Here is a 23,455-nt window from a genome sequence, read left to right on the forward strand (position 1 = left end):
GCAGTCCGAATGACCCGTGAGGAACGACAATTGCGCGAGGCTGTTATCGCCAAGTGCCGATGGATGAATGCGTCGGGACTCAACCAGGGGACATCAGGCAACATCTCCGCGCGCTACAAGGACCGGATGCTGATCACGCCATCGGCGACCCCCTATGATTCGATGAAGCCGGAGATGATCGCGTCGATGCCGCTCGAGGGTGACTATGGCGCGTGGGAAGGACCGCTGCAGCCGTCCACCGAATGGCGCTTCCATCTCGACATCACGCGCGCGCGGCCCGATGTCGGCGCCATCGTCCATACCCACTCGACCTATGCGACCGTGCTCGCGATCGCGCGCAAGCCGATCCCGGCCTGCCACTACATGATGGCGGCATTCGGCGGCACCGACATCCGCTGCGCCGGCTACGCGCGCTACGGCACCAAGGAGTTGTCCGACCACGCGATCGCGGCGCTGGAGGGCCGCAATGGCTGCCTGCTCGCCAACCACGGCATGATCGCGCTCGGCGCCAATCTCGACAAGGCGATGTGGCTCGCGGTCGAGCTCGAGACCATCGCGCGGCAGTACTATCTCTCGCTCGCGCTCGATTCGCGTATCATCCTGTCCGACGAGGAGATTGCCGACACCGCGAAGGGGTTCTCCACCTATGGCTTGCAGGCGCCGAAGCCGAGCAAGGCGCGTGCGACGGCAAAGGCGGCGCCACGCCGCGCCGAGAAACGGCGTAGCAACAAGCGATGAAGGGCACTGCGCCGGTCGCAGGCAGGGATCACGGGCTGGTCGATATCGCTGTTATCGGTGGCGGCATCAACGGCGCCGGCATCGCCCGCGACGCCGCCGGCCGTGGTCTGAAGGTCCTGCTCTGCGAGAAGGATGATTTCGCCGAGGGCACCTCGTCGCGCTCGGGCAAGCTGATCCATGGCGGCCTGCGCTATCTCGAATATTACGAATTCCGCCTGGTGCGCGAGGCGCTGATCGAGCGTGAAGTGCTGCTGGCTTCGGCGCCTCACATCATCTGGCCGATGCGCTTCGTGCTGCCGCATTCGCCGGAGCAGCGGCCGGCCTGGCTGGTCCGCACCGGGCTGTTGCTCTACGACCATCTCGGCGGCCGCAAGCAGCTGCCGGCGAGCCGCGGCCTGGATCTGTCGCAGGGTCCGGAGGGCGCACCGCTACGTCAAGAGTTCCGGCGTGGCTTTGAGTATTCGGATTGCTGGGTCGATGACAGCCGGCTGGTGATCCTCAATCTGATCGATGCAGCACGGAATGGCGCCTGCATCCTGTCGCGCACGCGAGCGCTGCGCGCGCGCCGGGACGGCGAGACCTGGCTGCTCGAGATGCAGGGCGATGACGGAACAGCGCAGGTCGTGCGGTCGCGAGCGCTGGTCAACGCCGCCGGGCCATGGGTGCAGGATGTCATCCAGGGCGTGACGGGACTGAACTCTGCCCAGAACGTGCGGCTGGTCAAGGGCAGCCACATCGTGGTGCCGAAATTCTGGAACGGGCCGCAAGCCTATCTGCTGCAGAACAGCGACCGCCGGGTGATTTTCGTCAATCCCTATGAGAATGATCTCGCGCTGATAGGCACCACCGACATTCCATATGATGGCCGTGCCGAGGAGGTTGCGATCGGCGCGGACGAGACCGACTACCTGTTTCAGGTGCTGCGCCGCTATTTCCGGATGCCGCCGCAGCCAAGCGAGATCGTGCACGCCTTCTCCGGCGTCCGCCCGCTCTACGACGACAATGCCGACAATCCATCGGCCGTGACGCGCGACTATGTGTTCGAGGTTCACGGCGCCGAGGGGGCGCCGCCGCTGCTCTCGATCTTCGGCGGCAAGATCACGACCTACCGGCGGCTGGCTGAGCAGGCGATGCAGCGCCTCGCGCCGTGGTTTGCGAAGCTGTCGCCGGCCTGGACCGCTGACAGGCCGTTGCCGGGCGGCGACATCGGCGGCAGTTTCGATGATTTTGCGCGCGCGCTGGCGCGCGACTATCGCGATCTACCGCAAAAGCTTGTCCATCATTATGCGCGGCTCTACGGGACGCGCGCGCGCGAACTGCTGGGTTCGGCCCGGGTCCTGGCCGACCTGGGCCGGCATTTCGGCGGCGATCTCTATGAATGCGAAGCGGCGTATCTGCGCGAGACGGAGTGGGCGAGGAGGCCTGCCGACTTCCTGGATCGGCGCACCAAGCATGGCCTGCATCTGACGCCGGCGCAGCGGTTGGCGTTCGAGAATTACATCCAAAGCGCGATGAGACCGGAGTGAAGCGTCATCGCGCTTTAGCTCCTTGTTTGAGCATGATCTTTTCGGAAAACCGCTTCGCACTTTTCCGGATCTAGGCTCCATCAGGCAATCATGGGGATGCGGAACCGCCGAGCCGAGAACGAACGTTGCTCCCGCGGGGCCAGCCTGATGCGGGATCGCAGCATCGGGATCAAACCCGCAGTGTTTCCCTCAGGATCCATTGGCGGAACGCATCAAGCGGTGCCAGGCTTCCGTTCTCCGGCCGATAGGTGAGATACCAGGCTGTTCCCCTCACCATCTTCGGCTCTTCCACCGGAGCGATAAGCCGGGCGTCCCGCAACTCATCTTCGATCAGGTTGACGTCTGCGAGTGCAAAGCCCAGTCCCTGCACCGCCGCCTGGATCGGGAGCGTTGAGTTGCCGAAATTGAGCCTTCGCCGAATGCCTGTCGATTGCTTGATACCAGCGTGAGCAAACCAGTCGTTCCAATCGTTCGGCGCAATGGCTGAAAACAACAGCGTCTCGGCGAGCAGGCTATGCGATGTCCGAACCGGCGGACGAGATGAAAGATAGCTCGGGCTGCACACGGGCAGAATGGCATCTCCGAACAGATGATCCGCGATCAGTCCCGGCCATTCGCCCCGTCCGTGCCGGATCGCCGCATCAAGCCCCTCCGCCTCCAGATCGACGGGTCGGCGTGCTGTCGAAAGCTGAAGCTCGATTTGCGGATTCTCAAGATGAAACCGCTGCAGGCGGGGCAGCATCCAGCCGATCGCGAATACCGCGGGCGCGGTCGCCGCGACGACGTGACGGCGTTGCGGATGCGCGACCCGTGCGGCCGCGATCCGCAAGGCATCGAATGTGGCAGTCACGTCCGGCAGGAAATCGCGGCCCTCGGTGGTCAGAACCAAAGCACGCGGTAGGCGCTCGAAGAGCAGCGTCCCGATGTGCTGCTCGAGTTTCTTCACCTGGTGGCTGATCGCGTTCGCCGTCACGCCCAACTCAGCTGCTGCGGCAGCAAAGCTCTGATGTCGGGCGGCAGCTTCAAAAGCTCGCAAGCTGTTGAGCGGAGGCAAGGTTTCACTCTTCATAATAGGCTCAATTTAACTTAGCCATAGGCGAAATAAAACTGGTTTGACGCATCTAATTCTATGCTTCAGCTTCTCCGCACCTGAAAAGAACACCTCAAATGATGTGGGAATATCTGTGAGCCGCGAAGCAGCACTGCGTGCCGCCCAGGAGCACTTTTCCGGCGGACAGTTCGTTGACGATCTTTGCCGTCGCGTGGCCTTTCCCACGGAGAGCTCGGTTCCGGAGCGGCAGTTCGTACTGCTCGATTATCTGAAACAGGAGATGGTCCCGACGCTGGAGCGGATGGGCTATGCGTGCCGCCTGGTCGACAATTCGGTGGCGAGCCGAGCGCCGTTCCTGATCGCGAGCCGGACCGAGGACAAGGGCTTGCCGACCGTACTCACCTATGGTCACGGCGACGTCGTGCAGGGGTTGCCCGATCTTTGGAGTGAGGGCCTATCGCCATGGAAACTGACCCGGATAGGTGACCGGTACTACGGCCGCGGGACTGCGGACAATAAGGCCCAACACAGCATCGTCATCGCTGCGCTTGAAACGGTGCTCAAGGTCCGCGGGAGGCACGGCTTCAATTCCAGAATCCTGATCGACATGGGCGAGGAAGTCGGGTCTCCCGGACTGGCTGAGGTGATCGGCAACCACGCCGACGAGCTTCAGGCGGACATCTTTCTCGCCTCGGACGGTCCGAGAATGAAGGTTGAGCGGCCGGATATCAAGCTGGGCAACCGGGGTGTGATGTCGTTCGACCTTGTGGTCCACCTGCGCGACGGCAGTCGCCATTCGGGCCATTGGGGCGGCGTTCTGGAGGATCCTGCGATCATCCTCGCGCATGCCTTGACCTGCATCACCACAACGCGCGGGCAGATCCTGGTGCCGGAATGGCGACCTGACGCGATCCCGCCGGCGGTTCGAGCCATGCTGCTGGATTGCGCGGTCGATCCAGGATTTGATTTCCCGCACATTGCCGATGATTGGGGAGAGCCTGGCCTGACACGTGCGGAGAAGATGTTCGGCTGGACGAGCTTCATCGTTCTCGCCGTCGTCGCCGGGCAACCCGATCGGCCGGTCAACGGCGTCCAGCCGTTTGCGCGCGCGACGTGCCAGTTGCGCTTCACGGCCGACGTGGACAGCGGAAAATTTCTCGACGGCCTGCGCGGCTTTCTCGATCAGAACGGCTTCCAGCAGGTCAAGATCGTCGCACGGGAAGGCGACTTTCATCCCGCCTCGCGTACCGATCCTGCCAGTCCCTGGGTGGATTGGGCGGTTCAGTCCATCGCGCGTACCGTCGGCGCTCCTCCGATTGTGGTGCCGAACGGAGCCGGCTCCTTGCCGAGCGACGCATTCGCCCGTCAGCTGCGCGTGCCGACGATCTGGGTGCCGCATTCCTACGCAGGGTGCAAGCAGCACGGTCCCGATGAGCATGTGTTGGGACCGCTGATACAAGAAGGCTTGCGGATCATGACCGGCCTGTTCTGGGATCTGACGCCGGCGGCGCACGATGGATAATATTGGACCGGTGCACTGACGATGGTGGCAGCCGCTCATCAGCAGACCATGGTGGAGACGGGAATTCGGAGGAGTTCGTCCCGCCACCCTGTCACGATCATGCTGTTCATGATTGTCCTCGCGGCCGGCCTGACGTTCGTTCTGCCGTCAGGGCTTTACAACCGCTCGCCGACGGGAGCAGTCGAACCGGGCAGCTTTCATTTCATCGCGAAAGACCGTCGCATTGGTGCGCTGTTCTCAGGCGAAGCAAGCAGTGTCGCGGTCGCTGCACCCGCCTCCGTGGTCACGACGCTCAAGGCGATACCAGCCGGCCTTACGGCGACGGCCTCCCTCATTTTCATGATCACGTTTATTGGCGGCGCCTTCGCGGTGTTCCGAAATACGGGAGCGCTGGATGCCGGGCTCGACCGTTTGCTTGCGTTGACTGGAGGGAGGGTGAGATTGCTCATTCCGCTCCTGATGCTGACCATCGCCTTCGGCGCATCTTTTGTCGGACTGATTTCGGAATACATCGCGTTCGTCCCCGTCGCGGTTGCGTTGGGAGAACGTCTCGGATTCAATCGTGTGCTCGCTGCCGCAATCGTGATCATACCGGCGAAAATCGGCTACCTCACGTCGGTTACGAATCCGATCGGCCTGGTTGTCGCTCAAACGGCCGTCGGTGTCCCCGTCTTCAGTGGTCTCGGCGTTCGACTGGCGGCGTTCGTCATTCTCCTGTCGGTCGGTGTTCTTTTCGTGCTGCATAAGACGGCGCGTCTGACGCTTGGCCAGCAACCAATCAGCGAGGCGTCGGCTCGGCGGCTTTCGCACCGGCATTTGGCCATTCTTCTCACGATTGCAGTGTTCGTCCTTTCCGTCGTCTACGGCGTGCGGTGGCATCATTGGGGACATGCAGACCTCGCTGCTGCCTACATCGGGCTCGCGACCGCTATCGCCCTGATTGCGCGGATCCGGCCGACGGAGGCATGCCAGCTATTTCTTGAAGGCATGAAGGCGATGCTGCTCGCCGGCGTACTTGTCGGACTCGCCAAGGCTGTGGAGCTCATTCTGCGAGACGCCATGGTGCTTGATCCGATCATCTTTGCGTTGACGAGCAGAATGGCGGATCTGGCGCCCCCGTCCGCAGCTGCTTGTCTGATGACGATTGAGATGATCGTCGATCTGTTGGTTCCATCCACTTCGGGAAGGGCGGCGCTGACGATGCCGCTGTTCGCACCTGTCGCCGCGCTTTCCGGTGTAAGTGGTCAATCGGTCGTCCTGGCGTTTCTCTTCGGGGGCGGGCTGCCGAACCTGATTTCACCGACCTCTCCCACCTTGCTCGCTTTTCTCTCCGTCGGGCGCGTGCGATTCGGTGAATGGGTCAGGTTCATTATCCCGCTGTTCGCGACGATGGTGACGCTGTGCCTGGCCATCCTGCTGCTCGCGGTCGAATATGGCTACCGCTGAATTTGATCTGGCGCGTCGATCAGCGTGTTGATCGGCGTCGGTGCCAACGGGCCTGACGTCGCCGATTTCATTTCGGCCCATCTCGATCCGGTCAATGCCGGCTCGGTGCTGCACAATCATCTCGGCGAGCTCACCGACGATATGCGCAAGCGCCTCGTCTGTGCCATGCCGGCCATCCGATCGTCCTGACATGAGACTGTTACACGGCCTGCCTATGGTCTCCGCCCGACCATGACAATCTTGTAACGCGAGGAGCCGAGTTGACCCCGGATGCGCCAGCGCAAGCCCGGAGCGCCCGGCTGTGCCGTGCGCTGATGTTCGGTGCCTGTCTTGCCTTGGCGGCGCCGGAAGCATCCGCAGAAGGGAAACAAATCGACTTTGATATCGCAGCTCAGCCGCTGGCGGCCGCGCTGGAGCAGTATGGTGACGTGGCTGGTCGGAGCGTGCTCTACAACAGCAACTTGACGGCCGGACGGCATTCCAGCGCCGTGCGGGGACCCATGACCGCGGGCATCGCGCTCGCGCGCCTGCTTGCAGGCACCGGCCTGTCGGCGCGCGTGCTTGGAGAGACGTCTTTCATCCTCTATCCGACACCGGCCATGGCGCAGGCGGCGCTGCCGGCGCCGGTGAATCATTATTATTCGCGACTACAGACCAGCCTTCGGGCCGCGCTGTGTGCGGAGGCCGATGCGCGGCCGGGCGGCTACCGGATCGCGTTGCAGTTCTGGATTGATCCGGCCGGCAAGGTCGAACGGTTCGAGCGACTGGGCTCGGCGGGCAGCGCCTCGCTCGATGCTGGTATTGATCATGCTCTGCGCCGGATGCAGGTCGATATGGCGCCGCCGGCAGGCCTTGCCCAGCCTGTGACCCTGGTGGTGGTCCCGCAGGGATCCGGCATCACGATGGGCTGTGACGGTTCTCCGGCACGCCATGACTGAAACGTCCCTTGCCGTGATAAGACGCCTGTTGGTGGAGCGCTATGATGAGCTCAAGCGCCGGCTGACACGACGGCTGGGATCGTCCGAACTCGCGGGTGAGGCGCTGCACGACGCCTGGCTCCGGATCGCCCAGGCGGATTCGGTTGGTGTGGTCGGCAATCCCGGCAATTACGTTTTTGGCGTCGCCATGAATGCGGCGCGCGATCGCCTACGTAACGCCGATAGCCGGATTCTGAGCGCCGCCGAAGTCGACGGGTTGCTCGAGATCGCCGATGGTGCGCCCGGTCCCGAGCACGTGGCACGCGCGCGGTCGGACCTGCGAGGGCTCGAGGCCATTCTGCACGAGCTGCCGGCGCGCCGCCGTGAGATTCTGCTCGCGTCACGCCTCGACCAGATGCCGCGGCAGGAAATAGCACGCCGCTTCGGCATTTCCCTGCGGCTGGTGGATCTGGAGCTGCAGCGGGCGCAGGAATATTGTTTGGCGCGGCGTGGTCGGAGCGACGGATAACATGCGGTTTCGCCCGGCAGGAAACGTCATTGTGAGGGGGGTGATGAGAATCGCCACGCCCCGGCGTAGGCAGGCACGAGGCGGACGCCAGCCATGAGCGCGACGGATAACGACGACATGAGATTTGATCCGCTCAAGCGGGACGCGGTCGGCTGGGTGCGGCATCTTACCTCCGGGCAGGCCACCGCGGCGGATGCCGAGGCGCTGCGGCGCTGGTGCGCCCAGAGCGCCGAGCATGCTGCCGCCTTCGCTGCAGCAAGCCGCCTGTGGCGCGACCTTGCACCGGCGGGCCGCAATGTGCGGGCGGCCGAGATGGCCAGACAATCGCGGAGCGCGGCGCACTTGAATCGCCGTGTGTTGCTCGGTGGTGGGCTCGCGACCGCGGCCTCCGCTGCGGGTGTCTATGCGCTGGCGCGTCCGCCGCTCGGCCTGTGGCCGTCCTGGTCGGATCTCGCGGCCGACTACCGCACCGGCACCGGCGAGCAGCGCAGCGTGGCGCTGCCCGGCGATGTTTCGATCCGGATGAACGTGCAGACCAGCATCGCGTTGCGGCCCGCCGATCCCGGTGCGGCGCGGATCGAGTTGCTTTCCGGCGAGGCTGCGTTCGCCACAGCCGGTCGCAGCTTTGGCGTCCGTGCGGCCGACCGCTGGATCTTGGCGAACAGGGCGCAGTTCGATGTGCGTTATATATCGGCTGGCGGCGAGCGGCCGGTTTGTGTGACCTGCCTCAACGGCGAGCTGCAGGTCGAGCGTGGGGCCGAGCTGATCGCCATGAAGGAAGGGCAGCAACTGCGCTACGACGCGCGGGGAGAGAGCCTTGCCGCTGCCGATATCGAGATTGCCTCCGCCTGGCAACGCGGCTTCCTGCTGTTCCGCTTCACGCCGCTGGCCGATGTGGTCGACGAGATCAACCGATACCGGCCTGGCCACATCTTCATTGTCAATGCCGAGATCGCGCGGCTGCCCGTCAGCGGTCGTTTCCGCATCGATCGCATGGATGAGATCCTGACCCAGATCCAGCAGGCGTTCGATGCGCGTGTGCGGTTGCTGCCTGGCGGAATCGTGCTGCTGAGCTGACTGGGTTCCCACATTCTCCCGGCCGCTCTGCGGTGACACGAAACTTTCACAAAAAACCCATGCAGTTTTGAGCGGGGCTTCCCGTCACGCTGGTGTGACCTCTGCGATGTTCGCTGGAAGGACGTGTCATGCCGGCTCGAGCTCAAACCACCCATCATCCCCGTGCACGCGGTGAATTGGCCGGCAGCGCGCTGTCGCGCCAGATGTCCCGCGCCGGGTTGATGGCCGGCACGAGCCTGGCGACATTGTTGCTCGCTGCGCATCCTGCGAATGCGAGGCCGTTTGGTGGCGCATGGACGGTCGCGGCGCCACAATACGCGGCCGATGCGGCGAGCACTGGGGCCCAGCAGGCAGCAGACGCGGCTGCGAGGAGCTCGGGAGCGCTGACCAGGGCGGCCCAGGCGATCCAGGCCATGCAAGCGGCGCAGGCGGCCGCGCGCAATGCCGCACAGGCGGCCGGCACGTCGCGGACGCTGCCGCAGTTGGCGGTGCCCGATGGTCTTGCGCCGGGTGGGCTGCAGGTTGCGCCCGGATCCGGCCTCTGGTCCGGTGCCAACCTTCCGACCCAAGCCAATGTGAACGGGCGCACCAGTGTCGGGATCACCCAGACCGCGCCGCAGGCAATCCTCAACTGGCAGAGCTTCAATGTCGGCGCCCAGACCGATGTCGTGTTCAACCAGCAGGGCAACAGCAGCTGGGTCGCGCTCAATCGCGTGACCGGCAATGTCGGGCCGAGCCAGATCCTTGGCAACATCAGGGCCGACGGCCAGGTGCTGCTGATCAACCAGAGCGGTATCATTTTCGGTGGTGCAAGCCAGGTCAATGTCGGGTCGCTGGTGGCCTCGACGCTCAATATCACCGATCAACAGTTCAAGACCGGCCTGCTCAATCGCTCGCCGTTTGACAATGCCGGCAATCTGAAGGCGCCGATCTTCGGCAACAGCAGCGGCCCAACCGGCAACGTCATCGTCGAGGCTGGTGCCGTGATCGTCACGGCGCCGCCCGCATCCGTCACCACGGGAGGCGGCAACGTATTCCTGCTCGGCGCCAATGTGCAGAACAGCGGCAGCATCGTGACGCCGGGTGGACAGGCCGCGCTCGCCGCCGGCACGTCGGTTTATGTCACGACGAGCGGCAGCACGAGCCAGCAGGGCCTGGTGTTGAACGTGCTCAATGGCGGCACGGTCAGCAACACCGGCCTGATCGCGGCGCCGACCGGAAACGTCACGCTGGTCGGTATGAACTTGCAGCAATCCGGTGTGCTGGTGGCGACCACCTCGGTCAATCAGGCCGGTTCGATCCTGTTGTCCGCGCAGCAGGGATTGCAGGGGGAGTTTGGCTACGACAGCTCCTCGCATTATGCGGTGTCGACGCAGACCGGTACGGTGCAGCTCGCGCGCGGCAGCGTCACCGCCGTGCTCCCCGAGGAGGATGGTCTCACTGCGAAGGACACGCAGCCGCAGGCGCAGTCGCAGATTTTGGTCGAAGGCGGCTTCGTCAACGTGCAGGCGGGAGCTGCGATCATCGCGCCGTCCGGGCGCGTGGCGCTCGAGGCATCGAGCTACGGAGACCAGCTCTATCTGCAAGACAATCCCGCTGCCAAGATCAACACGAACTCCAACCGCGATGGTGCGCGTGTTCTCGTCGACGCAGGGTCCCTGATCGACGTTTCAGGGTTGCAGGGCGTGCCGGTCGCGGCGTCGGGCGATGTGGTGCAGGTCAACGTGCGCGCCAACGAGCTGCGCGACTCGCCATTGCAACGCGGCGGCATCCTCTCCAGCAAGAACGTGTGGGTGAACGTCCACGAACTCAACCCGGTGGCTTCGGACCGGGTCTACACCGCGGGCGGCCTGCTGGAGGTGTCGGGCTGGCTCGGTCAGGTCGACCGGCCGATCGACCAGCGCCTGACCATGGGCGGCACGGTGGTCGTCTATTCCACTGGCGATGTCGTCCTGCGACCTGGTGCGTCGATCAATATTTCCGGCGGCTCGCTCGCGCACCAGGCCGGCTACGTGCCGGTCACCTGGCTGATCGGCTCGGATGGCAGAATCTACAGCGCCAACCAGGCCCCTGCCGATCTGACCTACATCTCGATCGGGGGCGGCTTTACGGTCAATCATGCCCACTGGGGTGTCACCGAGTATTATGCCAATCCATTTTTCTCCGATCAGCGATACCAGCCGGCCTATCTCGAAGGACGCGCCGCCGGCGCCCTGAGCGTGATTGCGAACGCTGCCGAGGTCGACGCCTCGGTTGTCGCGGCGACGGTCAACGGCCCGTATCAGCGGACCGCCAACACGCTTCCGGCCGGCGCGGCGTTCACCATCGGGGCATCCGATGCGAGCGTTGCCCCCTCCAGCGTGGTCGTCGCGCCGTCGGTGACGCCGCCGGATCTTCCGAGCGTGACGTCGCTGTTGCCGGCGTCCTGGCAGCAGACGGTTTATCTGCCGGCTGATCTGCTCGACAAGGCGAACTATGGCAGCATCACCATCAATGCGCGGGGCGGCGTGGCCGATCCGGTCAGCAAAGCCGTATCTCCGGCGATCAGCATCGTGGGCGGCGCCACGCTTCAGGTTGCCCCCGGCGGCTCGATCGCGCTGAATTCGTCTATCGCCCTGATCGGCGGGGGAATTTCGATCGACGGCCAACTGGTGGCGCGGGCCGGCTCGGTCACCGTCAACGCTGCGCAGAACGGATCGACGATCTGGACCGGCGACGTCGAACTGCACTCCGGCGGAGTGATCGATACGCGCGGCTTGTGGGTCAACGATTTCCTCAGCGGCAGCACCGCCACGCCTACGCTCTATGACGGCGGCAACGTCAGCCTGGCCGCCTATGGCAGCGTTCGGATCGATGCCGGGGCGATGATCGATGCGTCGAGCGGTGGCTGGATGCAGGGCAACGGCCGGATCAAGACCAGCAACGGCCTGCCGGTCGGAACCGGTGGCAACATCACGGTGATCAGCAACGGCTTCGGCGCGACGCTGCACAACTCGGCGACGATCGCGCAGAGCTATCCGGGGCGGGTCTATCTCGACGGCACGGTACGGTCCTATGGCTTCACCCGTGGCGGGGCGCTCAGCATCGCCACGCCTGCGATCCAGATCGGCGGAGATGCCATCCTTACGCTCCGCACGGTCAGCTCTATCAATGCCGAGGGGACCAGCAACCTCACGCCGGTCGATCCCGCGAGTGTGCTGCGGCTGTCGCCGGGCTTCTTCGCCGGCGGCGGCTTCAGCCAGTACGCGCTCTACAGCTATCAGAACCTGACGGTCGCTGCCGGCACCGATCTCGAGCTGCATGGGGTCAATCTGATTCCGAATCTGCAGGCCGTATCGGCGCCGAGCGGCAGCGATGTCGCTGATGTCGCGACGGCGAGGGCGCTGCCCTCGTATCAGCCGTCGGCGCCGGTGAACCTGGTCCTGAGCGCGATCGACGCCTTCAACGGCAATCTCAATGTTCAGCGGGGTGCCGCGATCAACGCCGATCCGCAGGCGACGATATCTCTGCACGCGCGCCGTCAACTCACGGTCGACGGCACGATCAACGCACCCGCCGGCACCATCAATCTCGATCTGACCGGCGTGCCCGGTCCCTGGGTTCCGATTGGATCAGCGGCTGGTACGCCGCCCTATAATGGGCCGTTCTATGCTGCGACGCAGACGCTCTGGATCGGAGCGGACGCCCGGTTGCTGGCGCCTGGGCTCGTGACCTCGACACTCGACCCGTTGGGGCGCCCGGTGAACACGGTGCTCGGCGGCGGACAGGTCAACATCAATCAGGACGCTCAGCCGTCGCTCTACTATCCCTATTCGGCCACCCAGCCTTATGGCGAGCAACCGCTCGGTGTCGTCGTGGCGCAAGCCGGGGCGATCATTGACGTGTCGGGGGCGTCGGGGACGATACGCCAGGCCGCGGGTCGATCCGGAACGACCCAGTCACCTATTGCGACCGCAGGCGGCAGCGTCGCGATCCGGGCATCGCTCGGTCTGCTGTTCGACGCCACCATGAAGGCGCAGGCGGGAGGGGCCGGGGTGGCGGGCGGCAGCCTGACGATCGATCAGACGATCGGGAGCTATGTCGCCGACAGCTCCGGGGTCTCGCAATACTTGCAGCCGATCTTCCAGACCATCGTGAGCCAGGCGCCGCCGCTGATGTCGGCGGGTCTGTCGCCGGGGCAGGCGATCCCGGGCAACCTGCTCGGGCAGCTCTACATTGGCGCCGACCAGATCTCCGGCGGCGGCTTCGCGTCGGTGTCGCTCGGCGCAGTCGATGCGTTGGTATTCAACGGCAGCGTCAATCTCGCCGCGACGCGCAGCCTGACCATCAACGCCACCAACATCAGCGCGACGCCGGACGCGAGCGTCCGGCTCAGCGCGCCCTATGTCGACATCGGCGGTGGACAGCGCAACATCAACGAATATTCCAGCTTCGTGCCACTGGGCAGCTATGGCGCAACGCCCTTGGCCGGCACCGCGCGTCTCGAGGTCGATGCCGGCCTGATCGACGTCGAGGGCGGGCTGCGCAGCGGCGCGAATTACAGCTATGTCACGAACTACCTCAATTTCTACACGCCGGTTCAGCGGGCGGTGTCGCTGCCCGGCTTCGCCAGCATGTCGTTCAACAGCCTGGGCGACATCCGCCTGGTGCCAACCTCCAAGAATGCGCCCCTTTACGGCAGCAAGACGACCACGCTGGCGACTGCCGGTGACGTGACGTTCACCGGGACGGAAATCTATCCGGTCAGCACCGGGCCGATCAACAACGGATCCTCGAGCGTATCCAGTGGTCAGTTCGTGATTCAGGCGACCGGACCGAACAGCGTGGTCAGCTTCATCGGCAACGGCCAGACGCCTTACATACCGCTGTCGGTGGGTGGATCGGTGCAGATCGTCGCGCCGACCATCAACCAGGGCGGCGTCCTGCTGGCGCCGCTCGGGCAGATCACCTTCGGAGACCCGAAGAATCCCTCCGGCACGCGCGCGATCAACCTGCTCCCGGGCAGCATCACCTCGGTGTCGGCGGGCGGCACGCTGATCCCGTATGGCGCACCGCTTGGCAACACCGACTGGATCTACGGCTACGACAACAGCGGCACGGCGAACACGATGAGCGCGCCGCCGGCCAAGACGATCTCATTTTATGGCCGGGCGCTGACGGTCGCGGGAGCGTCCGGTGGGGTGGGCTCCGCGCGCATCGACGAATCCGGCGGCGGCGACATGTACGGCGCGCAGTTCGTCAGCGGTGCTGGCGGCTCGGTCGATACGCTTGATGGCACCCAGACATTCGCGATCCTGCCGAGCCTCGGTAACCGCTATGCGCCGCGCGATCCGCAAATGCAGCTCAGCGATCCGACGCAGAGTGCGGCGGCGCCGGTTGCTTTGCAGGTCGGTCAGCAGGTCTATCTGAGTGGGGCTCCCGGGCTGCCGGCCGGCACCTACACCTTGCTGCCGGGGCACTACGCGTTGTTGCCCGGCGCCTTCAAGGTCACCGTCGCGGTGAATCAGACCTCCGCTACCGGGTTGTCGAATTTCGCGCAGCGTGACGGCTCTTACCGCATACTTGGCTACGGCGAGGTCGCCAATACGGGCTTCCACGATCCGCTTCCCTCGGTCTACATCGTCACGCCGGGCTCGGTCGTCCGACAGCAGTCGCAATATGCCGAAACCACGGCGAGCCAGTTCTATGCGTCCAAGGCGGCCGCAAGCGGCATCGCGGCTCCCTATCTGCCGATCGACGCGGGGCAACTCGTCATCAGTGCGACCAACAGCCTGTCGCTGCCGGCCACCGGCGGGTTCGGTGACTTCACGGCTCCGGCAGGCGGCCGGGGCGGGCAGGTCGATATCGTCGCGTCCAATCTCGAGATCCTCGCGCCGGGGAGCACCGCAGCGCCGGGCATGACCGGACTGCTGGCGAATGCGCTCGACAGCATTGGCGCCCAGAGCATTCTGATCGGCGGTACGCGCAGCCTGTACGGCAACGTGCTGACCATCACGCCGGCGGCGCAGCAGCTCCAGATCGACAGTGGAGCGGTGCTGACCGCGCCCGAAATCATGCTGACGGCGAGCACCGCGATCACGGTCGGCGCCGGTGCGCTGATCGACACGACGTCGTTCGGCGCGATCTCCACCTTGTTCCCAAACGATCCAAAGACCGGCAAGACCCTGGGATCGATTGCACTGGCGCGTGTCAGCGGAGGCGGGGCAGGCGCGTTCGTGCTGGCGTCCAACGCTCCGGTGTTGCCGGTCACGTTGCCGGCAGGGAGTGGAGCGAGCAAGCTGAGCATCGGTGCGGGTGCGCAAGTCCTCGGCGGCGGCGAGGTCGCGCTGAGCGCATCGAACACCATCAGCATGGATCCGTCCGCCCGCCTTGCGGCGCCGACCGTCATGGTCAGCGTGCCGGTGATCAATTTCGGCACCGGTGGCGCGTCAGGCTTCAACCTAAGCGCCAGCCTGCTCGCTCAGTTGTCCGAAGGTGACCCTCTGCGCAATCTGCCAGCGACCGGCAATTTGGTGCTGTCGGCGTCCACGGCGATCAACGTCTATGGCTCAGTCGATCTCGGTGATCTGGATCCGGTGACCGGTCAGCCACTGCTCGCCGCGCTGACGTTGAGCGCGTCGGCGATCAACGGCTTCGGTGCAGCCACCGACAGCGTCAAGCTCCGCGCCAACACGATCACGCTGAACGGCGGCGCAACCAGCGCCGCGGCGACAGGAACCGGGCAGGGCGCGTTCGAGATCGATGCGACGCAATTGACGCTTGGCGGCGGTGGCAGCCTTGCCTTCGGCGGTTTCAACACCGTGACGCTGGCGGCGTCCCGGCAGGTGATCGACGGCGTCTCCTATGCGGGCCCGCTCGCTGCGGGCGCGATGCAAAAGATCGGCACGGTCTCCTATGCTCCAGGCGAGGTGATGCCTGGCACCTTCAGCGTCAACGGAGGTTTGACGATCGCGACGCCGTTGGTGACGGCACAGGCGGGCGCGCTGACGCAGCTTGTCGCCAATGCCGGCACGGTCACCTTTGCCGCGCTGCCCGGCGGTACCGGCCAGCCGGTCGCCACCTCGAACGGCGCGACGCTCTCGGTCTCGGCGCAGAGCATTGTCCAGGGCACCACCATCAACCTGCCTTCCGGCGTGATCGCTTTCACCGCGCAGAACGGCATCACGCTGCAGGCCGGCTCGGTCACCAACGTCGCGGGGGCGGTGACGCCGTTCTTCGATGTGGTGCGGATTGCTCCGGCCGGCAGCGTCACACTGCAGACCGCAAACGGCGATGTCGCGGTCGCCTCCGGCGCGGTGGTCGATCTGCGTGGCGGCCGGCTCGGCTCGGTGACGATGCCTATGCTCGATGTCGTGGATTCCGACCAGGGCGGCAACGCCGGGACACTCACCGTCATCGCGCCGAACGGAACCGCCCATCTCGACGGACAGTTGCTGGCCAGCGCCGATCCGCGTTACATCGGCGGCAAGGCGATCGTCACAGTCAATTCGGGCAACGCGAGCGCGCTGCTCGGCAGCATCGCGGGTTTCTCCGGCGAGCAGGCGCTGACGCTGACGAACGGTGACATCAACGTCGGCAACATCACGGCCCGCGACGTCGAGCTGATCGCGAACGGCGGCAACATCACCGTCACCGGCCTGATCGATGCGAGCGGCGGTAGCAATGCGACCATCCGCCTGATCGCCGGCAACAATCTGGAGCTCGGCGCGCATGCGGTGCTCAATGCCGGCACCACCGCGGCCAGGGGCGGTACGGTGACGCTCGGCCTCGCCGGTAACAGCTCGGGCATGTTGACGTTCGATGTCGACGCCGGCTCCGGCAGCACGCCGACGATCAACGTTGCCGGTGCCGATCCGAATATCGCGCAGAACGGTGGACAGCTCTGGCTGCGCGTGCCGCGGACGGTCAACGCCGACGGCACCACCGGTGTGCGCATCAGCAACAGCGGGGTCCATGTTGTCGGCGCGCGCGAGATCGATGTCGAGGCGGTCAAGGTCTACGACGTTACCGGCTCGCCCTATGTCGACGCCAGCCTGGCGATGGCAGATAGTGATGCGCGGGCCTATATCGCCGCAGCAAATATCAAGGCCGGGATCGGGTCGCTGACCGGCACCTCCGTTACCGCGTTCCACCTGATGCCCGGCATCGAGCTGGACAGTGGCGGCAACCTGCGACTGCTGCAAAATGCGTCCAGGACCAACTCGGGAATCGATCTGCATACCTACCGCTACAATGGCGAGCCGATGGTGCTGACGCTGCGCGCGGCCGGAAGCCTGCTGATCAATGGCAGCCTCAGCGACGGCTTTGCGGCGCCGGTCGGTTCGCCGGACGGCAACATCTTCGCGATCGCGGCGCCGTTGCCGGCGGGCTCGGGCTCCGCCACGTTCCGATTGGTGGCCGGCGCGGATCTCGCGGCGGCGGATCCGCTGGCCGTCGTGCCGACTGTGCTGCGCCCCGTCGCCACGATCGCCAATCCGGAGCCGGGCTCCATCATCTTTGCCGCCTCTTATCTGACCGACGCCAATGTCACCGTGCAGATTCCGAGCGTCGTGCGCACCGGAGCACGCGACCTCGACCTTGCTGCGGCGGGAAACATCGACATCCAGACCGCGTTCGGCATCTATACCGCAGGTGAGCAGGCGTCGCCGGATTTCGCTGTGCCGTCGCGCGCGCTGATCAAGTCGGCGTTCACGTACAAGTACGATACCTATCTCGGGTATGGCTATGACGCGCACCGTCATAAGGTGTCGTACGATTTGTCCTATCCGGTCCAGGCGTTCCATCCGAGTTATCAGACCGGCGGCGGCAATCTCACGGTCAAGGTGCATGGCAGCCTGATCGGCGCCGACACCAGCAGCAGCAAGAACTATGCAGCCTCCGCGCTCGATACCTACTGGCTGTGGACCGAGCCGTTCGCGGCCAGTCCAACCTGGTTCATCAATTTCGGGACTTACTATCAACCCTATCTCAAGGGTGGATACGATTCATTCCCGTCGGTGGCGGCGTTCAGGGGACTCGGTGCGCTGGGCGGAGGTAACGTCGGTGTCGCTGTCGACGGCGACCTCAGAAATGTCGACATCAGCGTGCCGACGACAGGCGGATTGACCGCAGCCGGCGCAGTGGCGGTGTATGGTGGTGGCAATCTCTCGCTGGCGGTGGGAGGCGGCATCAACTACGCCAATCTGCTGGTCGGGCGTGGCACGGCGGACATCCAGGCTGGCGAGATCGGGATGGCGCCACTGGCGGCCAGTTCCCTGTCGACCGCGCGGGTGGATCTGCTGATCGGCGACGCCCAGTTTAATGTGGTGTCTCGGCGCGGAATCAACGCGATCATCGGCGATCCGACGCGAGTAACGCAGCAGCCCGATCCATTGGGCCTTACCAGCTATCGCATCCCGGCCGGTCTGGAAGGCAATGGGCCGCCCTCATATCAGTACAACGTGCAGCGGCCCTACGGCTTCTTCACCAGCATGACGGCCAACAGCGCGTTGAGCGAACTCACGGAAGGTGGCGACATCATCGTGAATGGCGATTTCGTGCCGCCGATCTTCGAGCTGACGGCGGCCGGCGGGTCGATCCGGGCCGGCACCGTTGCGCAAAGCACCTTCGGCTACAATTATCTCGCGGCACTGGCCGCACCGACGGCCCGCCTCGATCTGTTGGCCCAGCAGGACATCGTCGGTTTTGGCGTCAGCATGACGGCGGCAGATCTGTCGGCCCAGGTCAATGGCGCCTCGGCGCCGTCAGGCAGTGACTATGCGAGTACATTCACCAACCCGTCGCCTTACGACACGTTCGGTGGCTCCCAGTCGCTGCCGTCGAACCTGGTGCAGTTCAACGATCCGCATACCGTCCATGCCTATGCGGTCCAGGGGAGCTTGACGAGGCTCGCGCTAGCGACGTCGGAGCGCGCGCAGGTGCGCGCCGGTCTCGATATCGTCCAGCCGATTATCAATATCGAGAATGCCGGCCCCGGTGACGCCTCGCTGGTGCAGGCCGGGCGCGACATCGTCAGCTGCCAGCCCTGCAGTCTGGCCTACCCGGATTTCTTCAACATTCGCGTCGAGGGTCCCGGCGCGCTGTCCGTCCTTGCAGGACGCAACATTTTCGCTCAGTTGGGTCAGTATAAGACGCAGGGCCTTGGCATCACGTCGGTCGGCAACGCGGACAATCCGCTGCTGCCGCCGACCGGCGCCTCGATCGGCGTCGCAGTCGGCACCGGCGCCAACGGCCCCGACAACGCGGACTTCATCAGCCTCTATCTCGATCCGCGCAACATGGATGCGACGACGCAAGGCTATCTCGCGCAGCTCACCAGCTACATGAGCCGGAACGAGGGCGTCACCCTCGGTCGCGACCAGGCGTTGGCCGATTTCCGCGCACTTGCGCCGGCCGCACAATTGCCGTTCATCGAGCAGGTGTATTTCGCCGAGCTCAAGGCGGGCGGCGAGGCAGCGGCAAACGGGAAAGGTGCCGGCGGCAAGGGTTACGATCGCGCCTACCGCGCGATCCAGACCCTGTTTCCGGGCAGCGTGATCGGCGGTACCACCACGGCCTATGCCGGCAACCTGTCGCTGTTCCAACTCGCGCGCATCCGCACCGAGCAGGGTGGCAGCATCAACATTCTGGCGCCCGGCGGCGGCGTGTCGCTCGGCATCGAGAACCAGACGCCCAACCTGACCGGGCAGACCGACACCGCGCGCCCCGGCCTGCTGACGCTCGAAGGCGGCGACGTCAACATCTTCACCGACCGGAGCGTGGTGGTGGCGCAGTCGCGCGTCTTCACCGAGCTCGGTGGCGACATCCTGATGTTCTCGACCAATGGCGACCTCAACGCCGGCAAGGGCAAGCAGACCTCGATCGTGACATCGCCGCCGCTGGTCGTCTACGACCAGTATGGCCGCGCCGCCAAGACGCCGAACACGCCGCAAACCGGTGCCGGCATCGCGACCCTGATCGGCGTTCCCGGTGTTCCCCCCGGCAACGTCGACCTGTTCGCGCCGCATGGCACGATCGATGCCGGCGAAGCGGGCATTCGCGTGTCGGGCAATCTCACCCTCGAAGCGCTTCGGGTGCTCAACGTCGCCAACATCCAGGTGCAGGGCACTTCGGTCGGTGTGCCGGTGGTGCAGGGGCCGCCGGTGGGCGCGTTGACTGCGGCGAACAACACCGCGGGTGCGGCCCAACAGCCAACGGCGGCGGCACCGGCCGCCAGCACTGGCCAGCCCTCGGTCATCATTGTCGAGGTGCTCGGCTATGGCGGCGGCGACGGCACGTCGGATCCGGGCGACGATGACGAGCGTCGCCGCCGCAACAAAGAGCGGCAGAGCTACGATCCGGACAGCATGTTTCGCGTGGTCGGGAGCGGCGACCTGACGGCGGAGCAGGCGCGCCAGCTGACGGATGAGGAAAGGCAGCGCCTGACGTCACGATAGTCGCACTGGATTCTTTGGTGGGCCCGGCAGGACTCGAACCTGCAACCAGACCGTTATGAGCGGCCGGAAAAGGGATGCGGCCGTTGATTTTTCGGCATTTTTTGTGATGTTTGGCCGCGTTTATCGCTCTTGGAGGGATCGTTTCTGGTGCGAAACTGGTGCGGCTGGCTTAGCCTGCGATCCCGACCGCTGAACGGCTTGGCTCGTGGGTTCGACTTCCACTCTCTCCGCCATTTCTACGCCACAGCTCTCCCCAGTATCCGATTGTTCGAATCTACCGCGAAATCACCGAAGAACTCCGCAATGTTGCGCTAATTCCTCGCGAAAGCCGTAGTTTTTTCGCCGCGGGTTCGGAGGAGGGTGCTTCCGCTACTACGCTCCCTCCTCTCTAACCCATTGTTCGAATTGAGCAGCAAAAACAAGGAGTGCGCGATAAAGGCCGTTGCGGCTAATTTGCGATGGTACCCCTAGTCGCCGCCCAAACCGTAGGTTTTGGCTGTGTGTTCGGAGGATGGATTTTTTGCGACTGGGACCAGCGGTCACACTGCTCTCGCTGCGTGTGACCATCGACGCGCGGCGTCGGCATGTTGCCGATCCGGAGGAGGTTCGAGCTGCTCACCCTATCCCCTTCCCACCCCCAGCTTTGTAGGAGGCTCTTAAATTGTCAGGGCATAGGCGGCTACGATACCTCAACCTCGGCGGCCCCTTCCGATCAAGGGAGCTAGGATCTTCAGGCTGCGATGGACCTTGATGCTTACTTTCGCTTCGATCCGCAGGCAATCGTGATTCGCCGCCGGACGTTCGCCATTGTCGATTGAGGTTTCGATCGCCTGCGCGCCTCTGCTGCGAAGGAAGCTAATCAACCTGTAGCGAGCAATCGCTTGCAGCCATGGCGTGAACAGCGCTCTGCAATCGTAGGTCTGACGCTTCTGATGAATCGCCAGCAACGTCTCTTGGACAAGATCCTCCACTTGGTCCGTGCTGTGTCCAAGTCTGATCAGCTCGCGCTCGTAGTAGCTGCGCAGCCGTGGTGCGAGGTTCGCAAGAAGCGCATGGTAGGCGATCGCGTCACCACACCGGCTTGCCAGCATCTGCGCCTTCAGTTCGGGTTCGTCAGCCGTCATTCACAATCAAGCGAGTCGCTGTTGGCTTTCGCCGGTCGCATACCTCGAACCAATCCGGCAGGTGGAATTGCGCGGCGTGCCGCGCTGCGCAAGTTCACGATCATGATCGATCGAGCGAGCGGGAGGGACATCGAGGTCATTGTTCTTCTGCCGGAGTTCAAGTTGCCCGGCACAACAGAGCCGTGACCGGATTGCGCTTGGTTACCGCATTAGATGATGCCGCCACAATTTAACTTTTCCACGAATGCTCGATAGTTTCTAAAATGCACGTCGTCGCTAGGCAGGTCGCCGTTTGAAGGCGTGCCCCGAGATCGGCGAATACGCCAATGGTCACGGGTGCAGTGCGACTTACTCTCCCGCGGTGACTTCATCGTTCCCCGCACGAAGGCCGCCCAACATGGCGCGGCCGACCAGTTCGCCCCGAGGACTTGGATGTGTTCTTGACCAAGCTGCTCGACGGGGCGAAGCAGGTCGCATCGGACTACGCCGGCTGGATCAACATGCCCGATGGCGCCAAGCGCGCTGCGGCTCGATCGAGGTCCTCAACTAGTCCTCGGCGGTAAGCTCAAGCGTAAATGGTAGCTCGCCTTCGAGCGCGGTTGAACGCAGGGGCGGCGCCATCCCCCATCCGGCCCGCGGCTGACGCGGTGCCCCCGTTTTGACCACGCCTGCGGCCTTGACCTCCATCATTATGCTTAGCGCGGTCGACGTCTTCATCTTCTCGTTCGGTACGTTTTACATCTATCGCCTCTTGCGCGCCGGACCCGCGAGGCGTGCTGTGCAACCACGTCACGGTGTCTTCCCCAAACGCCCGATGTCCCTGGTCGCACGTGAGTTCACCGAACCGCAGCCACACTAGCGAGGAATGTTGAGATGGTTTTATTTTGGTCGCGCTCCTAGCGGACAGCATCGTTCGGGAAGCCGTAAAGTGTTTCAACAAATGCAACATACGTTTCAACGACGGAGAGGCGCCCGGACGAGGATCGCGAAACGAACTTGGGAAACCGCACGACCCCTTCAAACCTGATGCGCCGCCGAATTGGTTAAATGTTCCTCTGGGAAATTCCGCTCAGGATCTTCGGGCCGCCGTCCTTGAGTTCGTCGAGCGCCATCAACATGACAAGCTCTTCCCTCATGTGCGGCGTGGAAACCGGGGCCTCGCCGCGGTCAGGTCAGAATTCCAGTGGCATGACTGTGCACAATGCCCTGCGATCAGACCGTCATGAGCGGCGGGATAGCGGCTGGCTTCATCTCTTTGTTTGAATTTGATCGCGTTCGTTGCGCCTCGACCCGGTCGTTTCTAGTGCGAAACTGGTGCAGTGACGCCTGCTCATGAAGATGAGCCGGAGCGACCTCCGCAAGGTAACGTTCACCGAACCTACGAACGTTGCGGTCGAGGGTATTCCCAGATCGGAGTTCCAGTTGCGCAAAAGCACGCTCGCTATCGTGCGTCTCTTGCGAGGATGCCTCATCGTGCGGATGGGCAATGTCGGCCGACTTCTTGAAAGATGCCTGCGCCGGCGGCGCCTAGGCTGATCTCCTGAGCGACTTACGACCGCACCCGGCTCGTCGACAAGGATCAGATCATGACAAATGCTTTGAATGTGAAGCCGGCGCTTGGAGCTGCAATCCACGCGATCGCGCCAAGGTGGGGCTGGTTCGTTGCCCTTGGCGTCGGTGAGTTGATCCTTGGCGGCGTCGCATCGACAAATCTGCTGGCGGCGAGTCTGGCGTCGGTGCTGGTGATCGGCGCAGCCATCGCAGTCGCCGGGCTGATCCAGATCTTTCACGCTTTCTCGGCGCGCGGACCGGGCGGCGTTCTGCTCTGGCTGCTTGCCGGAGTCGTCTATGCAACTGCCGGCGCAATCATCCTCTACGACCCGATCTTCGCGTCGTTGACGTCGTCTCTGACTGCGGGCGTTTTTATTACTATCTCCGGTATCATGAGGGTTTGGGCCGGTTTCCATGCGCGGCCCGCGGCGGGCTGGGCTGGCTCGTCGCCGCCGGAGCGCTCACCGTCTGCGTCGGCGCCGTGGTCGTTGCGGCATGGCCGGCCATTGGCCTCTTGCTCCTTGGCGTGATGCTGGTGG

At 64.3% G+C, this 23,455-nt stretch carries 12 protein-coding genes; 10 read left to right on the forward strand and 2 right to left on the reverse strand.

Features of this window, described 5'->3' with window-relative positions:
- Positions 1 to 9: 9 nt before the first annotated feature.
- Together ACTUWL_RS23980 and ACTUWL_RS23985 are read left to right on the forward strand one after the other, a co-directional pair.
- A complete protein-coding gene (locus tag ACTUWL_RS23980; protein WP_035651454.1) occupies positions 10 to 738 on the forward strand; it encodes a class II aldolase/adducin family protein in 729 nt (242 codons plus the stop codon).
- On the forward strand, positions 735 to 2,264 hold the full coding sequence (locus tag ACTUWL_RS23985; RefSeq protein WP_021079019.1) for a glycerol-3-phosphate dehydrogenase: 1,530 nt from the start codon (positions 735 to 737) through the stop codon (positions 2,262 to 2,264). Before ACTUWL_RS23980 ends, ACTUWL_RS23985 begins: the two co-directional genes overlap by 4 nt.
- Before the next feature lie 169 nt (positions 2,265 to 2,433).
- Here ACTUWL_RS23985 and ACTUWL_RS23990 read toward each other — a convergent pair whose 3' ends face one another.
- Complete coding sequence (locus ACTUWL_RS23990; protein WP_021079020.1) at positions 2,434 to 3,333, reverse strand: LysR substrate-binding domain-containing protein; 900 nt, start codon at positions 3,331 to 3,333, stop codon at positions 2,434 to 2,436.
- A gap of 115 nt (positions 3,334 to 3,448) precedes the next feature.
- Here ACTUWL_RS23990 and ACTUWL_RS23995 point away from each other — a divergent pair, with 115 nt between their 5' ends.
- The 7 genes from ACTUWL_RS23995 to ACTUWL_RS24025 all read left to right on the forward strand — a co-directional run bounded on the left by ACTUWL_RS23995 (position 3,449) and on the right by ACTUWL_RS24025 (position 20,241).
- On the forward strand, positions 3,449 to 4,837 hold the full coding sequence (locus ACTUWL_RS23995; protein WP_021079021.1) for a M20 family metallopeptidase: 1,389 nt from the start codon (positions 3,449 to 3,451) through the stop codon (positions 4,835 to 4,837).
- A 21-nt stretch (positions 4,838 to 4,858) separates the two neighbouring features.
- Positions 4,859 to 6,283: a YfcC family protein gene (locus ACTUWL_RS24000; RefSeq protein WP_021079022.1), complete on the forward strand. Its 1,425-nt coding sequence runs from the start codon at positions 4,859 to 4,861 to the stop codon at positions 6,281 to 6,283.
- Positions 6,284 to 6,310: 27 nt separating this feature from the next.
- Positions 6,311 to 6,472: a hypothetical protein gene (locus tag ACTUWL_RS24005; protein ID WP_158267784.1), complete on the forward strand. Its 162-nt coding sequence runs from the start codon at positions 6,311 to 6,313 to the stop codon at positions 6,470 to 6,472.
- A gap of 71 nt (positions 6,473 to 6,543) precedes the next feature.
- Positions 6,544 to 7,221 carry a TonB family protein gene (locus ACTUWL_RS24010; RefSeq protein WP_021079023.1) on the forward strand — a complete coding sequence of 226 codons (678 nt, stop codon included), beginning with the start codon at positions 6,544 to 6,546 and terminating at the stop codon, positions 7,219 to 7,221.
- Positions 7,214 to 7,729 (forward strand): RNA polymerase sigma factor, encoded by a 516-nt coding sequence (locus ACTUWL_RS24015; RefSeq protein ID WP_021079024.1) that lies wholly within the window; start codon positions 7,214 to 7,216, stop codon positions 7,727 to 7,729. The genes ACTUWL_RS24010 and ACTUWL_RS24015 overlap by 8 nt, the downstream gene beginning before the upstream one ends.
- 117 nt (positions 7,730 to 7,846) lie before the next feature.
- Complete coding sequence (locus tag ACTUWL_RS24020) at positions 7,847 to 8,806, forward strand: FecR family protein (RefSeq protein ID WP_291735476.1); 960 nt, start codon at positions 7,847 to 7,849, stop codon at positions 8,804 to 8,806.
- Positions 8,807 to 8,934: 128 nt separating this feature from the next.
- Positions 8,935 to 20,241: a filamentous haemagglutinin family protein gene (locus tag ACTUWL_RS24025; RefSeq protein ID WP_021079026.1), complete on the forward strand. Its 11,307-nt coding sequence runs from the start codon at positions 8,935 to 8,937 to the stop codon at positions 20,239 to 20,241.
- A 689-nt stretch (positions 20,242 to 20,930) separates the two neighbouring features.
- Here ACTUWL_RS24025 and ACTUWL_RS24030 read toward each other — a convergent pair.
- On the reverse strand, positions 20,931 to 21,365 hold the full coding sequence (locus tag ACTUWL_RS24030) for a sigma factor (protein ID WP_106940499.1): 435 nt from the start codon (positions 21,363 to 21,365) through the stop codon (positions 20,931 to 20,933).
- 1,586 nt (positions 21,366 to 22,951) lie between these two features.
- On the opposite strand from ACTUWL_RS24030, the gene ACTUWL_RS24035 reads away from it, so the two are divergent.
- Positions 22,952 to 23,446, forward strand: coding sequence for an HdeD family acid-resistance protein (locus ACTUWL_RS24035; protein ID WP_021079028.1), 495 nt, complete (start codon positions 22,952 to 22,954; stop codon positions 23,444 to 23,446).
- Positions 23,447 to 23,455 lie beyond the last annotated feature (9 nt).

The organism is Bradyrhizobium sp. WCU1, assembly GCF_053474805.1.

What these genes read in the sequence shown, in the direction of transcription:
- ACTUWL_RS23980 (WP_035651454.1), top strand. Translation starts at nt 10, where the DNA reads ATGACCCGTGAGGAACGACAATTGCGCGAGGCTGTTATCGCCAAGTGC.
- ACTUWL_RS23985 (WP_021079019.1), top strand. Translation starts at nt 735, where the DNA reads ATGAAGGGCACTGCGCCGGTCGCAGGCAGGGATCACGGGCTGGTCGAT.
- ACTUWL_RS23990 (WP_021079020.1), bottom strand. Translation starts at nt 3,333, where the DNA reads ATGAAGAGTGAAACCTTGCCTCCGCTCAACAGCTTGCGAGCTTTTGAA.
- ACTUWL_RS24000 (WP_021079022.1), top strand. Translation starts at nt 4,859, where the DNA reads ATGGTGGCAGCCGCTCATCAGCAGACCATGGTGGAGACGGGAATTCGG.
- ACTUWL_RS24015 (WP_021079024.1), top strand. Translation starts at nt 7,214, where the DNA reads ATGACTGAAACGTCCCTTGCCGTGATAAGACGCCTGTTGGTGGAGCGC.
- ACTUWL_RS24020 (WP_291735476.1), top strand. Translation starts at nt 7,847, where the DNA reads ATGAGATTTGATCCGCTCAAGCGGGACGCGGTCGGCTGGGTGCGGCAT.
- ACTUWL_RS24025 (WP_021079026.1), top strand. Translation starts at nt 8,935, where the DNA reads ATGCCGGCTCGAGCTCAAACCACCCATCATCCCCGTGCACGCGGTGAA.
- ACTUWL_RS24030 (WP_106940499.1), bottom strand. Translation starts at nt 21,365, where the DNA reads ATGACGGCTGACGAACCCGAACTGAAGGCGCAGATGCTGGCAAGCCGG.
- ACTUWL_RS24035 (WP_021079028.1), top strand. Translation starts at nt 22,952, where the DNA reads ATGACAAATGCTTTGAATGTGAAGCCGGCGCTTGGAGCTGCAATCCAC.